Below are 15142 nucleotides of genomic sequence, written 5' to 3'. Positions count from 1 at the left end.
TATCATAAATGTCAAACATTAATTTAACGGCTCTATAATTTTAGTCATATTGCCAATAGCATCTGTGAAAATTGTGTAAATCGACGGCTATTTTCAAATTGCATGATGTCATACAAACAGGTATAATAAAAAATAAATGAAACTGTTTTTCTGCGTGCCCGCCCCTGTTTCTGGTGCGGGCGGCCGTGTTTAAATGAGGAAGTGTTTGTATGAACCAGGTACAGCAGCCGCAGACCTCTCCCCTTTCTCCCTCCGAGGTGTTCTCCCATCTCACCGTCACCAGTCGGAGGGCTATTTCAGAGGAGCTGTTTGAGAAACTGCGGGAAGCTATTCTCTCCGGGGCACTGCCCGAAGGTTACCCTTTTCCCAACGAGAACGAACTGTGCAAGAAGCTCAATATCGGACGCAGCACTCTGCGGGAAGCCTATGCGCCCTTGGAAACGCTGCACTTGATTACCCGCACTAAGACAGGCACTTGTGTCAGCAAAGAGTCAGATCGGCGCAATGCTATGAACTTTGATGCCATTGCTCAATATACCCAGCCCCAAAATATGATAGAGTACCGGCGGATTGTAGAGGTAGGAGTGGCCCAGTTAGCTGCGCAGAAAGCTGCCCGGGAGGATATCGTAGAGCTGGAGTCCATTGTGGCCGAGATGGAGAAACATGGGGATGATCCGGAGACTCTGACCCAGCTGGATTTTCAGTTTCACTCTACTCTGGCCCGGATTACCGGCAATGAGTTGCTGATGATCTCCTTCAATACCATCCGCATTGTCTATGAGCGGTTTGTAAAGGAGCAGTTCGGCAAAAACCTGCTGAACACTTCCTTACAGGACCACAGGGCATTAATTGAGTCTCTGCGGGCAAACGACTCTGAGCGGGCCGGCAAACTGATGCAGGAACATCTGTCCCACATTGAACAGGTTGCCAAGTGAATGTATGTGCCCCGATATCTCCGGTGGACAAACCATTAACGCATGCGGAGTATCATGAAAGGATCCGAAATGTTCTTTGGATGATACTTCGCATTTTTATATTCAAATCTATATGGCACTCTGTGTGAAGGCGTAGCATGAATGCTACGCCTTTTCTCATATTGGTCAGCCCCTTGCAGCACACAGTACTGGTTCCGGCAGTCACCTTACCGAGGGCTGCAGCAAGCGCCAGATCTCTCAGAAGAAGAAACTGAGCTTCAAACTGTGCAAAGAAAAAACAAGCATCGTGCACACCATTTCAAAAGGCCCTGTGCTATACTGAATTTAATCTCAATTCTAATCTTTTAGGGGGGACAGGCATGCTCTTATTCAGTCAATATCTCCGAGAACTGCTGGAAATAAAGCAGATGTCAATCTCTGCCTTGTCCCGGCTTTCCGGTGTAGAGCGAACGGCTCTCTCCAAAACTCTGGCCGGTCAGCGGGTACTGCCCTATGCCGCTCTGGACAGTCTCATTTACCACTTGCGCCTAAACCCGAGAGAGGAGAGCCGGCTGCGCGGTTATTACGACGCCCAGTTTGAAAAAGAAGGCATCCGCCGTTCTCGGGAGATGGTGGGCCGGATGTTTTCTGACCTGACCGAACTGGACTTCACTCCACCGGCCTTCGAGGAGAGCCGGCTGTTGCTGGACCTGGATGGCTATGCCGGGCAGCGGTCCATCTTTACCGCCACCACCAATGTGCAGCCTTTACTGCGCATGGTGCTCTCCCAGGAGCTCACCCGACCGGACGCCCGGGTAGAACTCACGGTCCCCCCTACCGACGCCTTCCTGGCCGGGGAGCTGCTGCGCCGGTATCTGGACGGCCGTATGGGAGCAGATGTGCGTCAGATCATCGCATTTGATGCCTCCGGCTCTCTGGAGGACATCAATCTCCATAATTTAAAGTGCTTTTGCAGTATCTTCCCCATCTGCCTGTTGTCCAAGCGGCACTACCACCCCTACTATTACTACGATAATACCCTGACCGCCCGGTACACCGATCCCTACCCCTATTTTCTGGTCACCCACAGCTGCGTGGTCTGTCTCTCCGAGGATGGCGGACAGGCTATGCTCCTACGGGGCGCAGATCAGGTAGAGGGTTATCATCGGCACTTTCAGACCCTGCTGGAGCGGTGCCATCCCCTGATCCAATACACCTCCGATCCGGTAGAGATCCTGGAGTCCTATGACGGCTGCACCGATATGGATGGTTTCTACATGATCATGGATCAACCCTGCTTCGGACGGTTTTATGATGAGGCCACCATTGGCCAGTATCTGCGCGCCGAACTGCCTTTCCACGACCGGCTGGAGGGTGTAGCACGGAAGCGATTTGGAAAGCTGCGAACCGTGGAGCGGTTCTGCCAAACCGGCTCCCTGGACGACTTCCCGGTGGCCTTTGTGGCCCCCTTCCCGCCGGAGGTACGGCGGCAGCTTCTGAACGCCCTGGCCGGACACATCCGCAGCGGGGACATCACCGGCCGCATCCTGTCGCCGGGGACCTTCCCCGACTACCTGAGCATGACCACCTCCCAGCGCTCGGGCGTGGGCTTCTTTACCACGGAGCGCTTCCCGCTCCAGGATGGCTTCTGCTCCGTCCAGGTGAAGGAGCCCGACCTGTGCCGGGCCTTCCACGGCTGGCTCACCCATCTGCCCGCCAGCGCCCAGGCTCTGGGGGCAGAGGAAACGGCGGAGACGCTGGAGACACTGGGGAGGACCTGCAGAACATGAGAGAAGGAGATAGGAACATGAGAGACAGAAAAAAACGAATCCTAAGCATTCTGACCGCACTGGCCCTGGCTCTGGGGCTGTGTACGCCATTGGGCGGGCTGGTGCCGAAAGCGGAGGCGGCAAGCTCCCCCAAACTCGCCGCACCGGTGCTGGACGACTTTCTCGTACCGGTTTCCCAGGTCACGAAGGTCCCCACCGGATACACCGGCGTGTACACCGCCACTGACCTGCTGGCCATCTCAGACGCTCCCAACGGCAACTACATTCTGATGGCCGACATTGATCTGTCCGGCTATGACTGGACTCCCTTATGCAACGATTCCGAAGCGACCTTTACCGGTGTTTTTGAGGGCAACGGCCATGTGATCTCCAGCCTGAATGGCGTCAACGGCCTGTTCTCCTATACAGCTGCCGGAAGTAGCGGAGCAGAAATCCGGAATCTGGGCATCGAAAATGCCTCCATCCACGCGCAATATGAAAATCAGTGGTCAGGAATCATTGGCGGCATCGTCGCTTATGCCAAAGGTGACACCACCATCTCCAACTGCTATTTTCAGGGGGATATCGACAGCAACGCCAATATGATCGGCGGTATCGTAGGAAATCACAGCAACGAAAAACCGGTAGAATACTGCTGGATGGCAGGCAGCATCCGCTCCACCAATGCGGGTAGCAGCTATAACGAGCCGCTGGTAGGCGGTATTATCGGTCAATCCAACTACAGTAATTTGACCATCACCGGCTGTATCCACAGTGGCTCCATTGAAACCTCTGGTTATGCAACTTATGTCGGTGGAATCAGCGGCATGGCAGAGGGGACCATCTCCAACTGCCAGAACTACGGCTCCATTACTCAGTACGACCAATATGCCAATATCGGCGGCATTGTCAGCGGACTTTGGACACCTGAAATCGAGTCCTGTATGAATGCCGCGGATATCCAGATGGTGGGAAATGGTGCCGTCTCCCGCTCACGACTAGGCGGTATTACCGCTACCACCGCCAACATCAGTAACTGCTTCAACTGCGGCGATATCACTGCCGATGGCGCCTCCTATGTCGGGGGAATCACCGCCGAGAACGGCCATGCGGATAACAGTTACAACGTGGGGTACGTGCATTTGGACAACCCGGCCACTGCCGGCGCTTTGGCCGGAGCTTATGGTTGCGGCGCTCTATTTGGGGAAGTTATGGGTATCTCCTCCAACTGCTACTATCTGGCCGGCGACCTGCCCGCCTATGAGAAGGTCAACGGCACTCCCACCCTCAACAACATCCGCTCCCTGACCGCCGACCAGATGAAAAACAGCGGCAGCTTCGGCGGCTTTAACTTTGACAGCGTATGGACTATGGGCAGCGGCAGCTACTTATACCCCGTTCTGAAAAGCATGGATCTCTCTGGCGGCTCTACCACCCAGCCCCCCTCCGGCGCGATCCCCACTCCAATTTTGGACGAGCCGGCCTGCACGGAGGAGGGAATATCCCTCTCCTGGACCCTGCCTCTGGAGGTGCCGGACAAACCTCACACCGTGGATGGCTTCTATATCCTGCGCAAGACCACCGGCGGCAGCTACCAGCGCATCAGCCAGGTGGGGGCGCACAACTATCTGTATACGGACACGTCGGTCCAGGAGGGCCAGACCTACACCTACACCATCCAGGCCTATTACCAGGACCAGACCGGGGACTACGACCAGACCGGGAAAACCATCACTTTCACCCGTCCGGTAACCGTCCCGGTGACGGTCGAAGTGAAGAACGTGGAATTCAGAATAGAAGGAGGAAAGAACGGCCTGAACACGGATACGCTGTGGACGGGTGCACAGTCAAAAGTTTATATTTATATCAAAGAGGATGCGGGTATCGAGCACGGCAGTGACCCAGGTTATGTGGTCCTGATGGACCGGGAAAGCGGAGCACAGCTGTGGCGCTCCGATACCATCCACTACTACACCAGTAGTTCCATCGCAGAGTCCCACCACTTTGACTTTGTGTTTAGACCGGAAGACTGCGTGGGTGGCTACCTCCCCAGTGGACGAGAGATCCAGTTCCGGATCATGGATGACACGGGGAAGGAGATCCTCACCTACAACTGCGAGACCTTCCCCCTTCAGCTCTGGAGCTTTGGCAATCCCAACAGTCCCTTTGACCAGGCGTTCCTGGAGCAGTTTTATTCGGAGAGCCGGGCGAAGGCCATCTTTAAGGCGGCCAAGTCGGATACATTAGGCGGAGATGGTCTGTGTGTCGGCATGTCCCTGCTGGTCTCCCTCATCAACAGCGACGGCATCGGGGACATCGGTTTCTCCGGCTGTACCGAGCTCGGACAGGTCCAGAAGGACACCCCTCTGACCGGGTCTATGAAGGGCTATACAGCCCTGGACCTGATCAAGGCCTGTCAGGCCCGGCAGTATTTCGACAGTATCGTCCGCCAGCGAAAAGAGAACCGGGAGGATCTGACGGGGCTCATCGATGCAGTGGAGTCTTATGAGCGCGGTATCGGTGCTATGCCGGTGGTCATCATCTCGGTGCCCCAGGAGGGCGCGTCAGACTATGTCCACGCCCTGGCCGCCTATGCCGCCGAACCGGATGGAAAGGGCAACATGCGCATCGATGTATACGACCCCAATCATCCTGATATCATCGGAAGCTATATCCTCATCTACAATTATGAGAGCAGTGATCCTTTCTGGGTCTATCGGGAACAGTTTAGAGGCGGCGAGGGGGAGCTCAGAGTCCAAGGCGAGTCCCTGATAGATGATGCACTCCAGAAATACGGTCTCACCTACTTTACCAGTCGGAGTTACCCCATGCAGCAGGAGGATGATATCTGGGTTAGCATTGCGGGCTATGACTTTTCCACCCTGAAGGACGGAGGCTTAGATATCACCGTCTTTGATCCCAACCGGTTCCAGGGCCTCAACGCCGCCTGGGTCTCCGGCCAGGGCACCTTGAGTCTGTCCAGCCTTACGGCTCAGGCGGAGATTGCCGACGACGAGACCTTCTACACCATCGACGCCGACGGCGGAAGCACCGACCTCACCCTGAAGGAGGGGTTGGACAGCGTCCATGTCACCGGCGAAGGAACACTGACCATCACCTGTGCCTACGAGGGGGAAAACGGCACTGTCTCTACCCGTTTCTCTGGCACTGCCAAAGACGGCGTCCGCGTGAACCGGACTGACGACACCGTCCGCTTCTCCGGCGGGGAGAGCGGCACAGTCACCGTGACCTGTGAAAACGGCAAGACCTGGACGGAGCAGGTGGAGCCGGGCAAGGACCTGAGCGTCACTGCTGATGGCAAGAATGAGCCATCCACTGGCGGCAAGAACGAGCCATCTACCGGCGACAAGAACGAGTCATCCACCAACGGTACCGTTTCCCAGAAGCCCGACAGCGTCCGCTTCTTCGACGACATCTCCTCTGACGACTACTTCTACGACGCGGTGGTCTGGGCGGTGGAGAACGGCATTACCACCGGGACCGGGGCCAACACCTTCTCCCCCTACCGCCCCTGCACCCGGGCCGAGGTAGTCACCCTTCTGTGGAGGGCGCTCTCCCTGGATGAGTCCAGCGCCCGCGCTCAGAGCAATCCCTTTGTGGATGTGGAGAACGACGACTACTTCCGGGACGCCGTCCTCTGGGCGGCGGAGTATGGCATCACTTCCGGTACCGACAAGAGCCACTTCTCCCCTGACAAGACCTGCACCCGGGCCGAGGTGGTCACCTTCCTGTGGCGCAGCCACTTCCCCACTGAGGTGGTCATGGACGGAACAGACTTCCGGGATGTCAGCAGCACCTCCTATTACTTTCTGCCGGTGAGCTGGGCTGTGAAGGAGGGAATCACCAGCGGCACCGGGAAGGACACCTTCTCCCCCAACATGGTCTGCACCCGCAGCCAGGTGGTCACCTTCCTCTACCGGTACTTTGGAGACTAACTCCTCCCCCGCATCTTCAAGGGCCCATCAAACCATGATAAAATTCCAAGTAATCCCTATCACGATACTCGGACCAAAACAGAAAGACCGTCGGTATGTACCGGCGGTCTTTTTCTCCTTCAAAACCTGGATCCCCTGCATACTCTGCAAAAGCCACTTTTTATTCCATGTATCATAATGGAAGAAAAAGCAAATACTAAAGGAAAGAAGGTGATGATATGCGAATTCCAAAGCACATCGGAATTATTCCAGATGGAAACAGGCGTTGGGCCAAATGTGCAGGACTACAAAAGAAGGACGGCTATACCCACGGTTTGAAGCCTGGCTTGGATCTGTTGAGACTGGCAAAGGATGCAGGGATCCAGGAAATCACTTACTATGGTTTTACAACCGATAACTGCGGACGACCTCCGGAACAAGTCAAGGCTTTTTCCAAGGCCTGTGTTGACGCAGTAAATCTGATCGCATCGGAACCTGTTTCACTCCTTGTCGTGGGCGACAAAGATGCCTCTACATTTCCGAACGAACTCTTGCCATATACCACGCGAACCGACTTCAATGGCGGCGGCACTCGTGTCAATTTTCTGGTGAACTATGGGTGGGAATGGGATCTCGCCGGGTTAGATCATCCCGGCAGAAATCGCCGGAACATTTGCAGGGAACTTCATTCCCATGATATTTCACGGGTTGATCTGGTGATCCGTTGGGGCGGAATGCGCCGATTATCCGGCTTCTTGCCGGTGCAGTCCGTTTATGCGGATTTCTTTGTTGTGGATCGGCTATGGCCTGATTTTCAAGCAGAGGACTTCGCTCAGGCGCTGCAATGGTATCAAAAGCAGGATGTGACTCTGGGCGGTTAACCATCGGTTCCCCTCCTCTATTACGAAAGCCGGAGCATCTATAATATGGATGCTCCGGCTTTATGCTTCTCCCGCGGAATCCAGGAGGAATCCTGTTCTCCGTACCGCTCCCCTACTCCCATAGCCGCATTTTCGTCCTGGTCCGGGTGCGTCCCCGCCGTGTCTTGCCACGCGGCTTTTTCGCGGGAAACACTTCTCTCAGGCGGGCCGGGAAATCCGGAAGCGTGATCCCGTCTACAGCCCCAGAGATCAGGTAGCCATAGACCTGCATCTTCTGTTTTTCGTACAGATCCAGCGCCTGATAGAGCTTTTTATAGTAGGAAAATGTGACCCGCTTCATCTCAATGGTATTGCGTACCGTGGCCTGTGTCACGACCAGGCTCTCCGGGCGCTTCACGTAATAGTAGACCGGATCGGGTACTGCCGCCACCAGGCGCACATGCCGCAGATATTCCAGGTTAAACAAAAAGTCCTCGCACCAACTCAGCCCTTCCGGGCACTTCAGCTCTTCCCGCTGGATGATGCTGCGCCGGTATAGCTTGTTCCAGAGCACACCATAGTAATAGTTGGCCGGCGCCTTTCGCATCTCCGTGGCGTATTCGCCCAGTGTCAGAACACAGCGCTTCTTAATATGCCCCCTGACGGCCATATGCTCCCCCGAGACACGGTAAAAGTGGCCCACTGTCAGATCTGCACCGGTGGATTCCGCTGCCCGTACCAGGCACTCCGTGGCGTCAGAAGGCAAATAGTCGTCCCCATCCACAAACTGAATGTATTTCCCGCTCGTTCTGGAAATAGCGGTATTTCGGGTGGCAGAAACACCCCGATGGGGCAGATCCAGCACCTGAAAACGGCTGTCCTGCTCGGCAAACTGCCGGCAGATCTCCAGACTGTGATCCGGGCTTCCGTCATTGGCCAGCAATACCTCTATTTTCTCCCAGCTCTGTGTCCGGATACTCTCCAGACACCGCGCAATCTCCCGTTCTACCCGATAAACCGGCACAATAATGCTGACCAGCGGTCGCTCCATGCCCATCCTCCTCTGTTTTCGTCTGCGCACACTGCGCTGTTACGATGATAAAGAACCTCCCATGCGAAATCAAGGGACATTTTGTAAACATCTGCCCATTTGCTGCCCGGATACATAGGGCGTATCCCGTTGGGCTATCCTAAATCAGCATACCACGTTCTGTTTCTCTTATCCCTGACATAAATTTTGCATGAATGCCCCATCTTGATCGGAGGTATCGCCATGAAAGCATCCTGGAAAGCTCTTCTTGCACACCTGGCCATCCCGCTTTTGGTGGGCGGTCTGTCCGCTCTCCTGACCCGGAACAGCATGGAACATTATGAGGTCTGGCAGCGCCCGCCCCTCTCCCCGCCCGGTACCGTTTTTCCCATTGTATGGACCATCCTCTTCCTTCTGATGGGATACTCGGCCTACCGCATCTGGCGAAGTAAGCTCCCGGGGCGGGAACAGGCCCTGGTCCTGTATGCGCTTCAGCTGCTGGTAAACTTCCTGTGGCCCCTGCTCTTCTTCCGCTGGGGATGGCTGCTGCCCGCTTTTTTCTGGATCCTGCTTCTCATCGGCCTGGTGGCCTGGATGATCGCGCTCTTCTACCCGCTGGACCACACGGCCGCACTCCTCCAGATCCCCTATCTGCTCTGGCTGATCTTTGCCGCATACCTCAATCTGGGGGTCTGGTGGCTCAACCGCATATGACAAAAAGGCTCTGGAACTTGCGTTCCAGAGCCTTTTTGGTACGGCTGAAGGGATTCGAACCCCCGACCTTTTGGTTCGTAGCCAAACACTCTATCCAGCTGAGCTACAGCCGCATACCGTTTCGCGATCCCCCGTCGCTGACAGCTTACTTATAATAGCACACTCTCCGACAGATTGCAAGCCCTTTTTTCAAAAAAATTGATTTTTTTGAAAAAGCCCCACGGCGGAGGTCTCCGCCGTGGGGCTGCCGTTACCGGCTATCGTACAGAAGTGAGTCTCTTTTTGCCGCTCAGCAGCAGCCGTTATTGTTGTTGCAGCCGCAGTTACCGCAGCCACAGCTATTGCCGGAGCCGGAGCCACAGCCGCAGCAGCAGCACAGAACGATGATGATGAGCACGATCCACAGGCAGCCGCCGCCAAAACCATTGTTACAACCCAATGGCGCCCTCCAAGGCGTCGTCTGCCGCTCTTTCCGTGATGTCCAAATCATGCCGCTCCTTCCATCCATTCCATCTCCCTGTACCCGCTGCACCTTCTCCTGTTACGCAGCCGTTACGCTGCACTCTCAGGGCATGACACCGGAATTTTTGGGACAAACTGTATCCGGAGGTGCTTTTTATGGATTCTCAACACGCCTATTTTTCCATCGCCAATCTGAATGGGACTCGGGGCGCTGTACAGATCATGCAGCAGCTCAACACCACTCCGGGCGTTCTGTCCGTTCAGGTCAGCATACGCCGGCAGCAGGTGGCAGTACAGTACGATGCCTCGGGCATTCAGCAGCCCCAGATCCGTCAAAAACTCTCGGACATGGGATATCAGTCCAGTACGGCTCTCTCCTTCTGAGGCCTGATCTGCTATGACAACGCCCCCGCCTGCTTCCGGCAGGCGGGGGCGTTTTGCAACTCAGCAGGTCAGCTGTTCCAGGATGCAGGCAAACCCCTTGCACGCCTTGGTGAGCTGCGCGATCTCGATGTACTCGTCCCGGACGTGGGCCAGCGATTCCAGCGAGGGACCGTATCCGATGCCCGGGATCCCGGCCTCTCCACAGAAATGGCTCCCGTTCGTGCAGAAGGAGAAGTGGGAGATGGGCGCCTCGATCCCTGCCTTGCGCAGGCCGGCCAGCACCTTCTGGACGTCCGCGTCCTTCTCAGCCATCAGCCAGGCGGGGAAATAGCGCTTGGCGGCGATGGTTTCCCCGGTCCAGGCCTTCTCTCTCCCCTCCGCCAGGTAGGCATGGGCGCGCAGGCCGGGCACCCGTGCGGCAGCCCGGCGGATGGCCTCCTCCACCTGGCCCAGAATGACGCTCTCGTCCTCCCCCACCAGGGTCCGGCGGTCAAAGGTGGCCCGGCACCGGGCGGGCACCACCGACGCGCCCGGATAGGGAGCGGAGACGATGTCAGTCAGCTCCAGAATGCCTTTTCCCAGAATGGGGTGCTCACGAGGCACGATGGCCCGGATTTCCTCCAGGACAGCCATCATATGATAGACTGCGTTGACTCCCTTCTCCGGGTTGGAGGAGTGGCAGCTCACACCTTCCGTCTCCACCACCACCTCGGCGCGGCCCCGCTGGCCGATCTTCACCGTGGTGGAAGTGGCCTCTCCGATGATGACAAAGTCCGGGTGGCACAGGCGGGTGATCTCCCGGGAGGAGACTCCCTCGAAGCACTCCTCATGCACCGTACAGGAGACCCACACCTCTCCGGCAAAATCCCGGCCGCTGTCCTGGGCAAAATGGGCCGCGGCGGAGATCATGGCAGTGACGCTTCCCTTCATATCCGAGGCGCCCCGGCCGTAGATCCGTCCGTCCACGATCTCCGCCCCGAAGGGGTCGTGCTCCCACTCCTCCGCGTCGATCACATCCACATGATCGATGTGTCCGTCCATCAGAATGGTCCGTCCCGGACGCTTGCCCCGGATGCAGCCCAGGACGCTTCCGTACCGGTCTATGATCACCTCGTCAAAGCCGTACTCCTCCATCCGCTGCTTCATCAGGCGGGCCACGCCCTCCTCCCGTCCGGAAAAGCTGGGAATCCGGATGGCCTCTCTGCAAAACGAAATGAGCTGTTCCTCTCTTGTCATATCCACTCGCTCCCTCTTCCATCTCCGCCCTGGCGGCATATTTTTTTGATACCGGCAGTATAGCATATCAGGACCGTTTCGCGCAACCGCTCCCCCGTCAGAGATCGTAAAAGCGCTCCCGCAGATATTTCTCCGGCACCTTGCCCCGGACGGTCAGATACCCCTTTTCCCGCAGCTCCTCGTTGAGCTGCCGGATCACCCCATAGGCGCTGCTCTTTTTCACGCTCAGGAGGACCATCACGTCCTCCGCACCCAGCATTCTCATCTCATTCACCTCACAGCCATTGAATGCCGCCCGTGCGCTTCCTATGCCCCATACCCGTCAAGAGGAGGTTTCCGCCATGTCTGTGGCCAAAATGAAAGACGGCAGGCGCTGGTATGTCTCGGTCCGCTACCGGGACTGGACCGGCGCGGTCCGTCAGCATAAGAAAGAGGGCTTTCCCCGTCAGTGCGACGCCAAATCCTATGAGCGGGCCTTTCTGGACCGCCAGAATACCGGCCCTGCCATGACGGTGGAGACTCTCTACCAGCACTACCGGGCTGATTTCCGGCTTCGGCTCCGGCCCTCCACCGCAGAGACCAAGGAATTTTTGCTGGAGCGATACGTGCTCCCCGCTCTGGGGGCTCTGCCGGTGCGGGAGGTCACGCCCGCCGTTCTGCGCACCTGGCAGGGTGAGCTGCTCCGGCAGGCGCTCTCCCCCGGTTACCTGCGCTCCATCAGCAGCCAGGCCTCCGCCCTGTTCGGCTATGCGGTGCGCTATTACGGCCTGCCGGAAAATCCCTGCCGGCTGGCCGGGTCCCTGGGACGGCGCAGCCGGGGAAATATGTCCTTCTGGACGGTGGAGGAGTTTCACCGTTTTCTCGCCGCTGTGGCGGAGGACCCCCTCTCCCGGCTCCTGTTCTCCCTGCTGTTCTGGACTGGGATGCGGGTGGGAGAGCTTCTGGCCCTCACCCCGGCGGACTTTGATTTCTCCGCGCACAGTATCTCCATCCGCCGGACCTATCAGCGCCGCCACAGACAGGATTTCTTCTCCCCGCCCAAGACTCCCAACAGCCGCCGGACCATTTACATCACCCCCGCCCTCTCCCGGCAGGTGGAGGACTACATCGCGCAGACCGGCTGTCTCCCCCAGGAGCGGCTCTTCCCCTTTACGGAGCACCTGATCCGAGGCCGGATGGCCAGAGGCTGCGCCCGCTCCGGCGTGAAGCGCATCCGCATCCACGATCTGCGGCATTCCCACGCCTCCTTTCTCATTGAGCAGGGCTTTCCTCCCATTCTGGTGGCCCAGCGGCTGGGGCATGAGAAAATCGAGACCACGCTCGGCACCTATGCCCACCTCTACCCTGACAAACAGCGGCAGCTGGTGGACGCACTCACCGTCTGGGAAAGCCGTTACGCTCCTGCTTCGCCGCCGGACTGACCGCTCCCTCTCTCCCCTGCGGTGCAGTTCGTTCCCCAAAGCGGTCATTGTTACAACCCATAATGAGTACCTCCTGAAAAATTGTGGTGGTCCGATGCCCTCGGGACTCTGTCGGCCACAGTCCATACTATGCCGGCGGGGGCAGATGGTGCAGAGACAGAAAAAGGCGTGGAGCGCTCCTGTGAGCACTCCACGCCAGTGGCTTGCTATTAGGCGATCCGACTTACCGTGACCTGACTGCGGATCGCTTTGACCTGTTCCCCGTCCAGTGCGCCGGAGGCGCTCAGAGATTCCAGCAGGGTTCCGCCCTCCTTACAGGTGGCATCCAGCCCGAAGTAGGAAAGGTATGCCACATGGGCCCGCAGAAACGTACTGCTGCTCAGCAGTGTGTACTCGCCCGGTGTGATCACACCCAGCTCCCGCGCTCTGGGCAGAACCGTCTGCCAGGTAAAGTCCGGGTTGCTCCCGCTGTCCCGATATCCCAGGGCGCGGAGCAGGAAGGTGAGATACTCCCCCGCGCCGATGGTCCGCTCCGGTCCAAAGGCGGGCTTTCCCTCCGCGGTGGGCCCCACGCCGGCGGCATACCCCTTTTCATAGGCGTAGGCCACATAGCTGCGGCACCAGTCGGGCACATCCACAAAGGGGCACGCACCGGTATAGGCCTGGGCCTGCTTCTCCTCCCCAATCATACGGAGGAACATGATAAGGCCCTCAATGCGGGTGGGGATCTTCTCCAGGTCATACCCGGAGCCATATCCCGTCCCGGTCCCCGCAAACATACCCATCTGCTGGAGCGCCTCCGCCAGGGCATTGTAGTCGGTGGCTGCGCTGGGCGAGAGGGTGACTACCCCCTCGGTACTGACCACGGCCGTCTCACTCACGATGGAGACCACGGCAGAGGTCCCTTCCGCAGCCAGATAGCGGTGCATCGGGGTGAGCCGCTGCCCGGAGGGCACCACATTCCCCGCCGTCACATCCACTACCGCACCGGCGGAGTAGGTTACAGCTGCCTCCCCGGCCAGGAAGAGCAGCCCCGATCCCGTGGAAACGGAGAGCACATCCCCTTCCTTATAGCGGTCATCCCGCAGTCCGCTGCTTCCGCCTGCCTCGGCCAGATTCTCCTGGTAGGCCTGATTCAGCTCCTGGAAGACTTGGTCATAGGTGGTCTGCGTGCGGGTCTCGATCCGTTTCTCTGCCTGCGAGAGTACGTCAGGCAGATACGTCCCGTTCAAAAAACTCAGTGAGACCAGCGGGTCCTCCGCCGAGCCGCCCGCCGCATAGGCCAGGCCGCTGCCGATCAGGACCACCGCAATCAGTAAAAACGCCCACGCTCGCTTCATGCATCCTCCGAAATCAGATAACTCAGGGTCTGAAGGCTGTCAGAGAAATGTACATTCTCAATGAAGATTCCCTCTTCCCGGATATTCAGCTCTGTATTCGTAAAATTCCAGATTCCTTTCACACCGGATTTGACCAAACGGTCCGCCATCTCCTCCGCAATGCTGCGGGGAACGGTGAGCACGCCCACGCTGGCGGGATGCTCCCGCAAATAGTTCTCCAGCTGGTCTATATGAAAAATCGGCGTCCCGGCCATGATCTGTCCCACGACCTCCGGACGCACGTCAAATGCCGCATTGAGATGGAATCCGCTCCAGCCAAAGTTGAAATTCTCGATCAGAGCACGCCCCAGGTTTCCCACGCCGAGGATCACCGCCGTATGGCCCCGGTTCATGCCCAAAATATCCACGATCTCATTGAGCAGATTGTCCACATTATAGCCGTAGCCCTGCTGTCCGAACTCCCCGAAACAGGAGAGGTCCTGCCGGATCTGGGAGGCTGTCAGTCCCATGGACTTTCCCAGGGCGCTGGAGGAGATCCGCACCACGCCGGCCTGGTTCAGTTCATTCAAATGCCGGTAATACCGCGGCAATCTCCGGATCACCGCTCCCGACACATTTTGCTTCCGCATCCATATCACGCTCGCTTATGTTTGTTTCCCTGCCTGAAGGGCACCGCAAGTGCCGGTCAGGTCACTCCATTCCAATTGATTAGTATACCATGTCACACACACTTCTGCAAATGATTTTCCCGGGAAACCATCCAACATATCTATGAAAAGACGGCATGTCTCCACACCGCAGACAGAACATCCTTTTTCCGTCAAACCGGACACAAACGAGATGTTCGGTATGGAACTTCACAAAACAAAAAGGGAAATCCCGTGAGGACTTCCCCTTTGGTCTGGCTATTATAAAAAATCTATAAAAATCCCGCTTTTTATAAGTAGGAGAGGTAGTGTCAAGAGTTTTGCGCAAATTGGTTTACAGCCCCTGGCATGAATGAAGTTAGCCAGCAATGGAGGCATCCTCAAAGGCTGCTTCCAGGTGCTTCATATTCATGTATTTCTTGTTGCCCCA

General features: G+C 57.2%; 13 protein-coding genes and 1 tRNA gene. 7 read left to right on the top strand and 7 right to left on the bottom strand.

The annotated features are described in order from the left end of the window. The first annotated feature begins 209 nt into the window (after positions 1 to 209). From INF37_RS15090 to uppS, 4 genes are all read left to right on the top strand, one after another. Entirely contained in the window at positions 210 to 935 is a 726-nt protein-coding gene (locus INF37_RS15090; protein WP_193539301.1) for a FadR/GntR family transcriptional regulator, read from the top strand. Positions 936 to 1342: 407 nt separating this feature from the next. Continuing rightward, positions 1343 to 2704, top strand: a complete 1362-nt coding sequence (locus INF37_RS15085; RefSeq protein ID WP_193539299.1) for a hypothetical protein — start codon at positions 1343 to 1345, stop codon at positions 2702 to 2704. Positions 2705 to 2721: 17 nt separating this feature from the next. Continuing rightward, positions 2722 to 6639, top strand: a complete 3918-nt coding sequence (locus tag INF37_RS15080) for an S-layer homology domain-containing protein (protein ID WP_193539297.1) — start codon at positions 2722 to 2724, stop codon at positions 6637 to 6639. Positions 6640 to 6857: 218 nt separating this feature from the next. Further along, positions 6858 to 7499 (top strand): polyprenyl diphosphate synthase, encoded by a 642-nt coding sequence (gene uppS / locus INF37_RS15075; RefSeq protein WP_193539295.1) that lies wholly within the window; start codon positions 6858 to 6860, stop codon positions 7497 to 7499. 112 nt (positions 7500 to 7611) lie between these two features. Here uppS and INF37_RS15070 read toward each other — a convergent pair whose 3' ends face one another. Next, complete coding sequence (locus INF37_RS15070; protein WP_193539293.1) at positions 7612 to 8529, bottom strand: glycosyltransferase family 2 protein; 918 nt, start codon at positions 8527 to 8529, stop codon at positions 7612 to 7614. 222 nt (positions 8530 to 8751) lie between these two features. Here INF37_RS15070 and INF37_RS15065 point away from each other — a divergent pair, with 222 nt between their 5' ends. After that, entirely contained in the window at positions 8752 to 9222 is a 471-nt protein-coding gene (locus INF37_RS15065; protein WP_193539291.1) for a TspO/MBR family protein, read from the top strand. Positions 9223 to 9258: 36 nt separating this feature from the next. Here INF37_RS15065 and INF37_RS15060 read toward each other — a convergent pair. Further along, positions 9259 to 9335: transfer RNA gene (locus tag INF37_RS15060), tRNA-Arg, on the bottom strand. Positions 9336 to 9511: 176 nt separating this feature from the next. After that, positions 9512 to 9661, bottom strand: coding sequence for a hypothetical protein (locus INF37_RS15055; protein ID WP_180956877.1), 150 nt, complete (start codon positions 9659 to 9661; stop codon positions 9512 to 9514). A 179-nt stretch (positions 9662 to 9840) separates the two neighbouring features. Here INF37_RS15055 and INF37_RS15050 point away from each other — a divergent pair, with 179 nt between their 5' ends. After that, entirely contained in the window at positions 9841 to 10068 is a 228-nt protein-coding gene (locus INF37_RS15050) for a heavy-metal-associated domain-containing protein (RefSeq protein WP_193539289.1), read from the top strand. A 60-nt stretch (positions 10069 to 10128) separates the two neighbouring features. Here INF37_RS15050 and INF37_RS15045 read toward each other — a convergent pair whose 3' ends face one another. After that, a complete protein-coding gene (locus INF37_RS15045) occupies positions 10129 to 11304 on the bottom strand; it encodes a YgeY family selenium metabolism-linked hydrolase (RefSeq protein ID WP_193539287.1) in 1176 nt (391 codons plus the stop codon). A 97-nt stretch (positions 11305 to 11401) separates the two neighbouring features. Beyond that, positions 11402 to 11569: a hypothetical protein gene (locus INF37_RS15040; RefSeq protein WP_193539285.1), complete on the bottom strand. Its 168-nt coding sequence runs from the start codon at positions 11567 to 11569 to the stop codon at positions 11402 to 11404. Between the two features lie 76 nt (positions 11570 to 11645). Between INF37_RS15040 and INF37_RS15035 the strand changes: the two genes are divergently transcribed. Next, positions 11646 to 12725: a site-specific integrase gene (locus INF37_RS15035; RefSeq protein WP_193539283.1), complete on the top strand. Its 1080-nt coding sequence runs from the start codon at positions 11646 to 11648 to the stop codon at positions 12723 to 12725. Between the two features lie 209 nt (positions 12726 to 12934). Here INF37_RS15035 and INF37_RS15030 read toward each other — a convergent pair whose 3' ends face one another. Both INF37_RS15030 and INF37_RS15025 read right to left on the bottom strand, forming a co-directional pair. Next, positions 12935 to 14065 (bottom strand): hypothetical protein, encoded by a 1131-nt coding sequence (locus tag INF37_RS15030; RefSeq protein WP_101693348.1) that lies wholly within the window; start codon positions 14063 to 14065, stop codon positions 12935 to 12937. After that, positions 14062 to 14694, bottom strand: a complete 633-nt coding sequence (locus INF37_RS15025) for a redox-sensing transcriptional repressor Rex (protein ID WP_101693349.1) — start codon at positions 14692 to 14694, stop codon at positions 14062 to 14064. Before INF37_RS15025 ends, INF37_RS15030 begins: the two co-directional genes overlap by 4 nt. Positions 14695 to 15142: the final 448 nt, after the last annotated feature.

Source organism: Pseudoflavonifractor gallinarum (assembly GCF_014982855.1).
GTDB classification, from domain to species: Bacteria; Bacillota; Clostridia; order Oscillospirales; family Oscillospiraceae; genus Pseudoflavonifractor_A; species Pseudoflavonifractor_A gallinarum.
This window is presented reverse-complemented; position numbering and strand designations above follow the sequence as displayed.

What these genes read in the sequence shown, in the direction of transcription:
- INF37_RS15050 (WP_193539289.1), top strand. Translation starts at nt 9,841, where the DNA reads ATGGATTCTCAACACGCCTATTTTTCCATCGCCAATCTGAATGGGACT.
- INF37_RS15070 (WP_193539293.1), bottom strand. Translation starts at nt 8,529, where the DNA reads ATGGAGCGACCGCTGGTCAGCATTATTGTGCCGGTTTATCGGGTAGAA.
- INF37_RS15030 (WP_101693348.1), bottom strand. Translation starts at nt 14,065, where the DNA reads ATGAAGCGAGCGTGGGCGTTTTTACTGATTGCGGTGGTCCTGATCGGC.
- INF37_RS15065 (WP_193539291.1), top strand. Translation starts at nt 8,752, where the DNA reads ATGAAAGCATCCTGGAAAGCTCTTCTTGCACACCTGGCCATCCCGCTT.
- INF37_RS15045 (WP_193539287.1), bottom strand. Translation starts at nt 11,304, where the DNA reads ATGACAAGAGAGGAACAGCTCATTTCGTTTTGCAGAGAGGCCATCCGG.
- uppS (WP_193539295.1), top strand. Translation starts at nt 6,858, where the DNA reads ATGCGAATTCCAAAGCACATCGGAATTATTCCAGATGGAAACAGGCGT.
- INF37_RS15080 (WP_193539297.1), top strand. Translation starts at nt 2,722, where the DNA reads ATGAGAGACAGAAAAAAACGAATCCTAAGCATTCTGACCGCACTGGCC.
- INF37_RS15040 (WP_193539285.1), bottom strand. Translation starts at nt 11,569, where the DNA reads ATGAGAATGCTGGGTGCGGAGGACGTGATGGTCCTCCTGAGCGTGAAA.
- INF37_RS15025 (WP_101693349.1), bottom strand. Translation starts at nt 14,694, where the DNA reads ATGCGGAAGCAAAATGTGTCGGGAGCGGTGATCCGGAGATTGCCGCGG.
- INF37_RS15090 (WP_193539301.1), top strand. Translation starts at nt 210, where the DNA reads ATGAACCAGGTACAGCAGCCGCAGACCTCTCCCCTTTCTCCCTCCGAG.
- INF37_RS15035 (WP_193539283.1), top strand. Translation starts at nt 11,646, where the DNA reads ATGTCTGTGGCCAAAATGAAAGACGGCAGGCGCTGGTATGTCTCGGTC.
- INF37_RS15085 (WP_193539299.1), top strand. Translation starts at nt 1,343, where the DNA reads ATGTCAATCTCTGCCTTGTCCCGGCTTTCCGGTGTAGAGCGAACGGCT.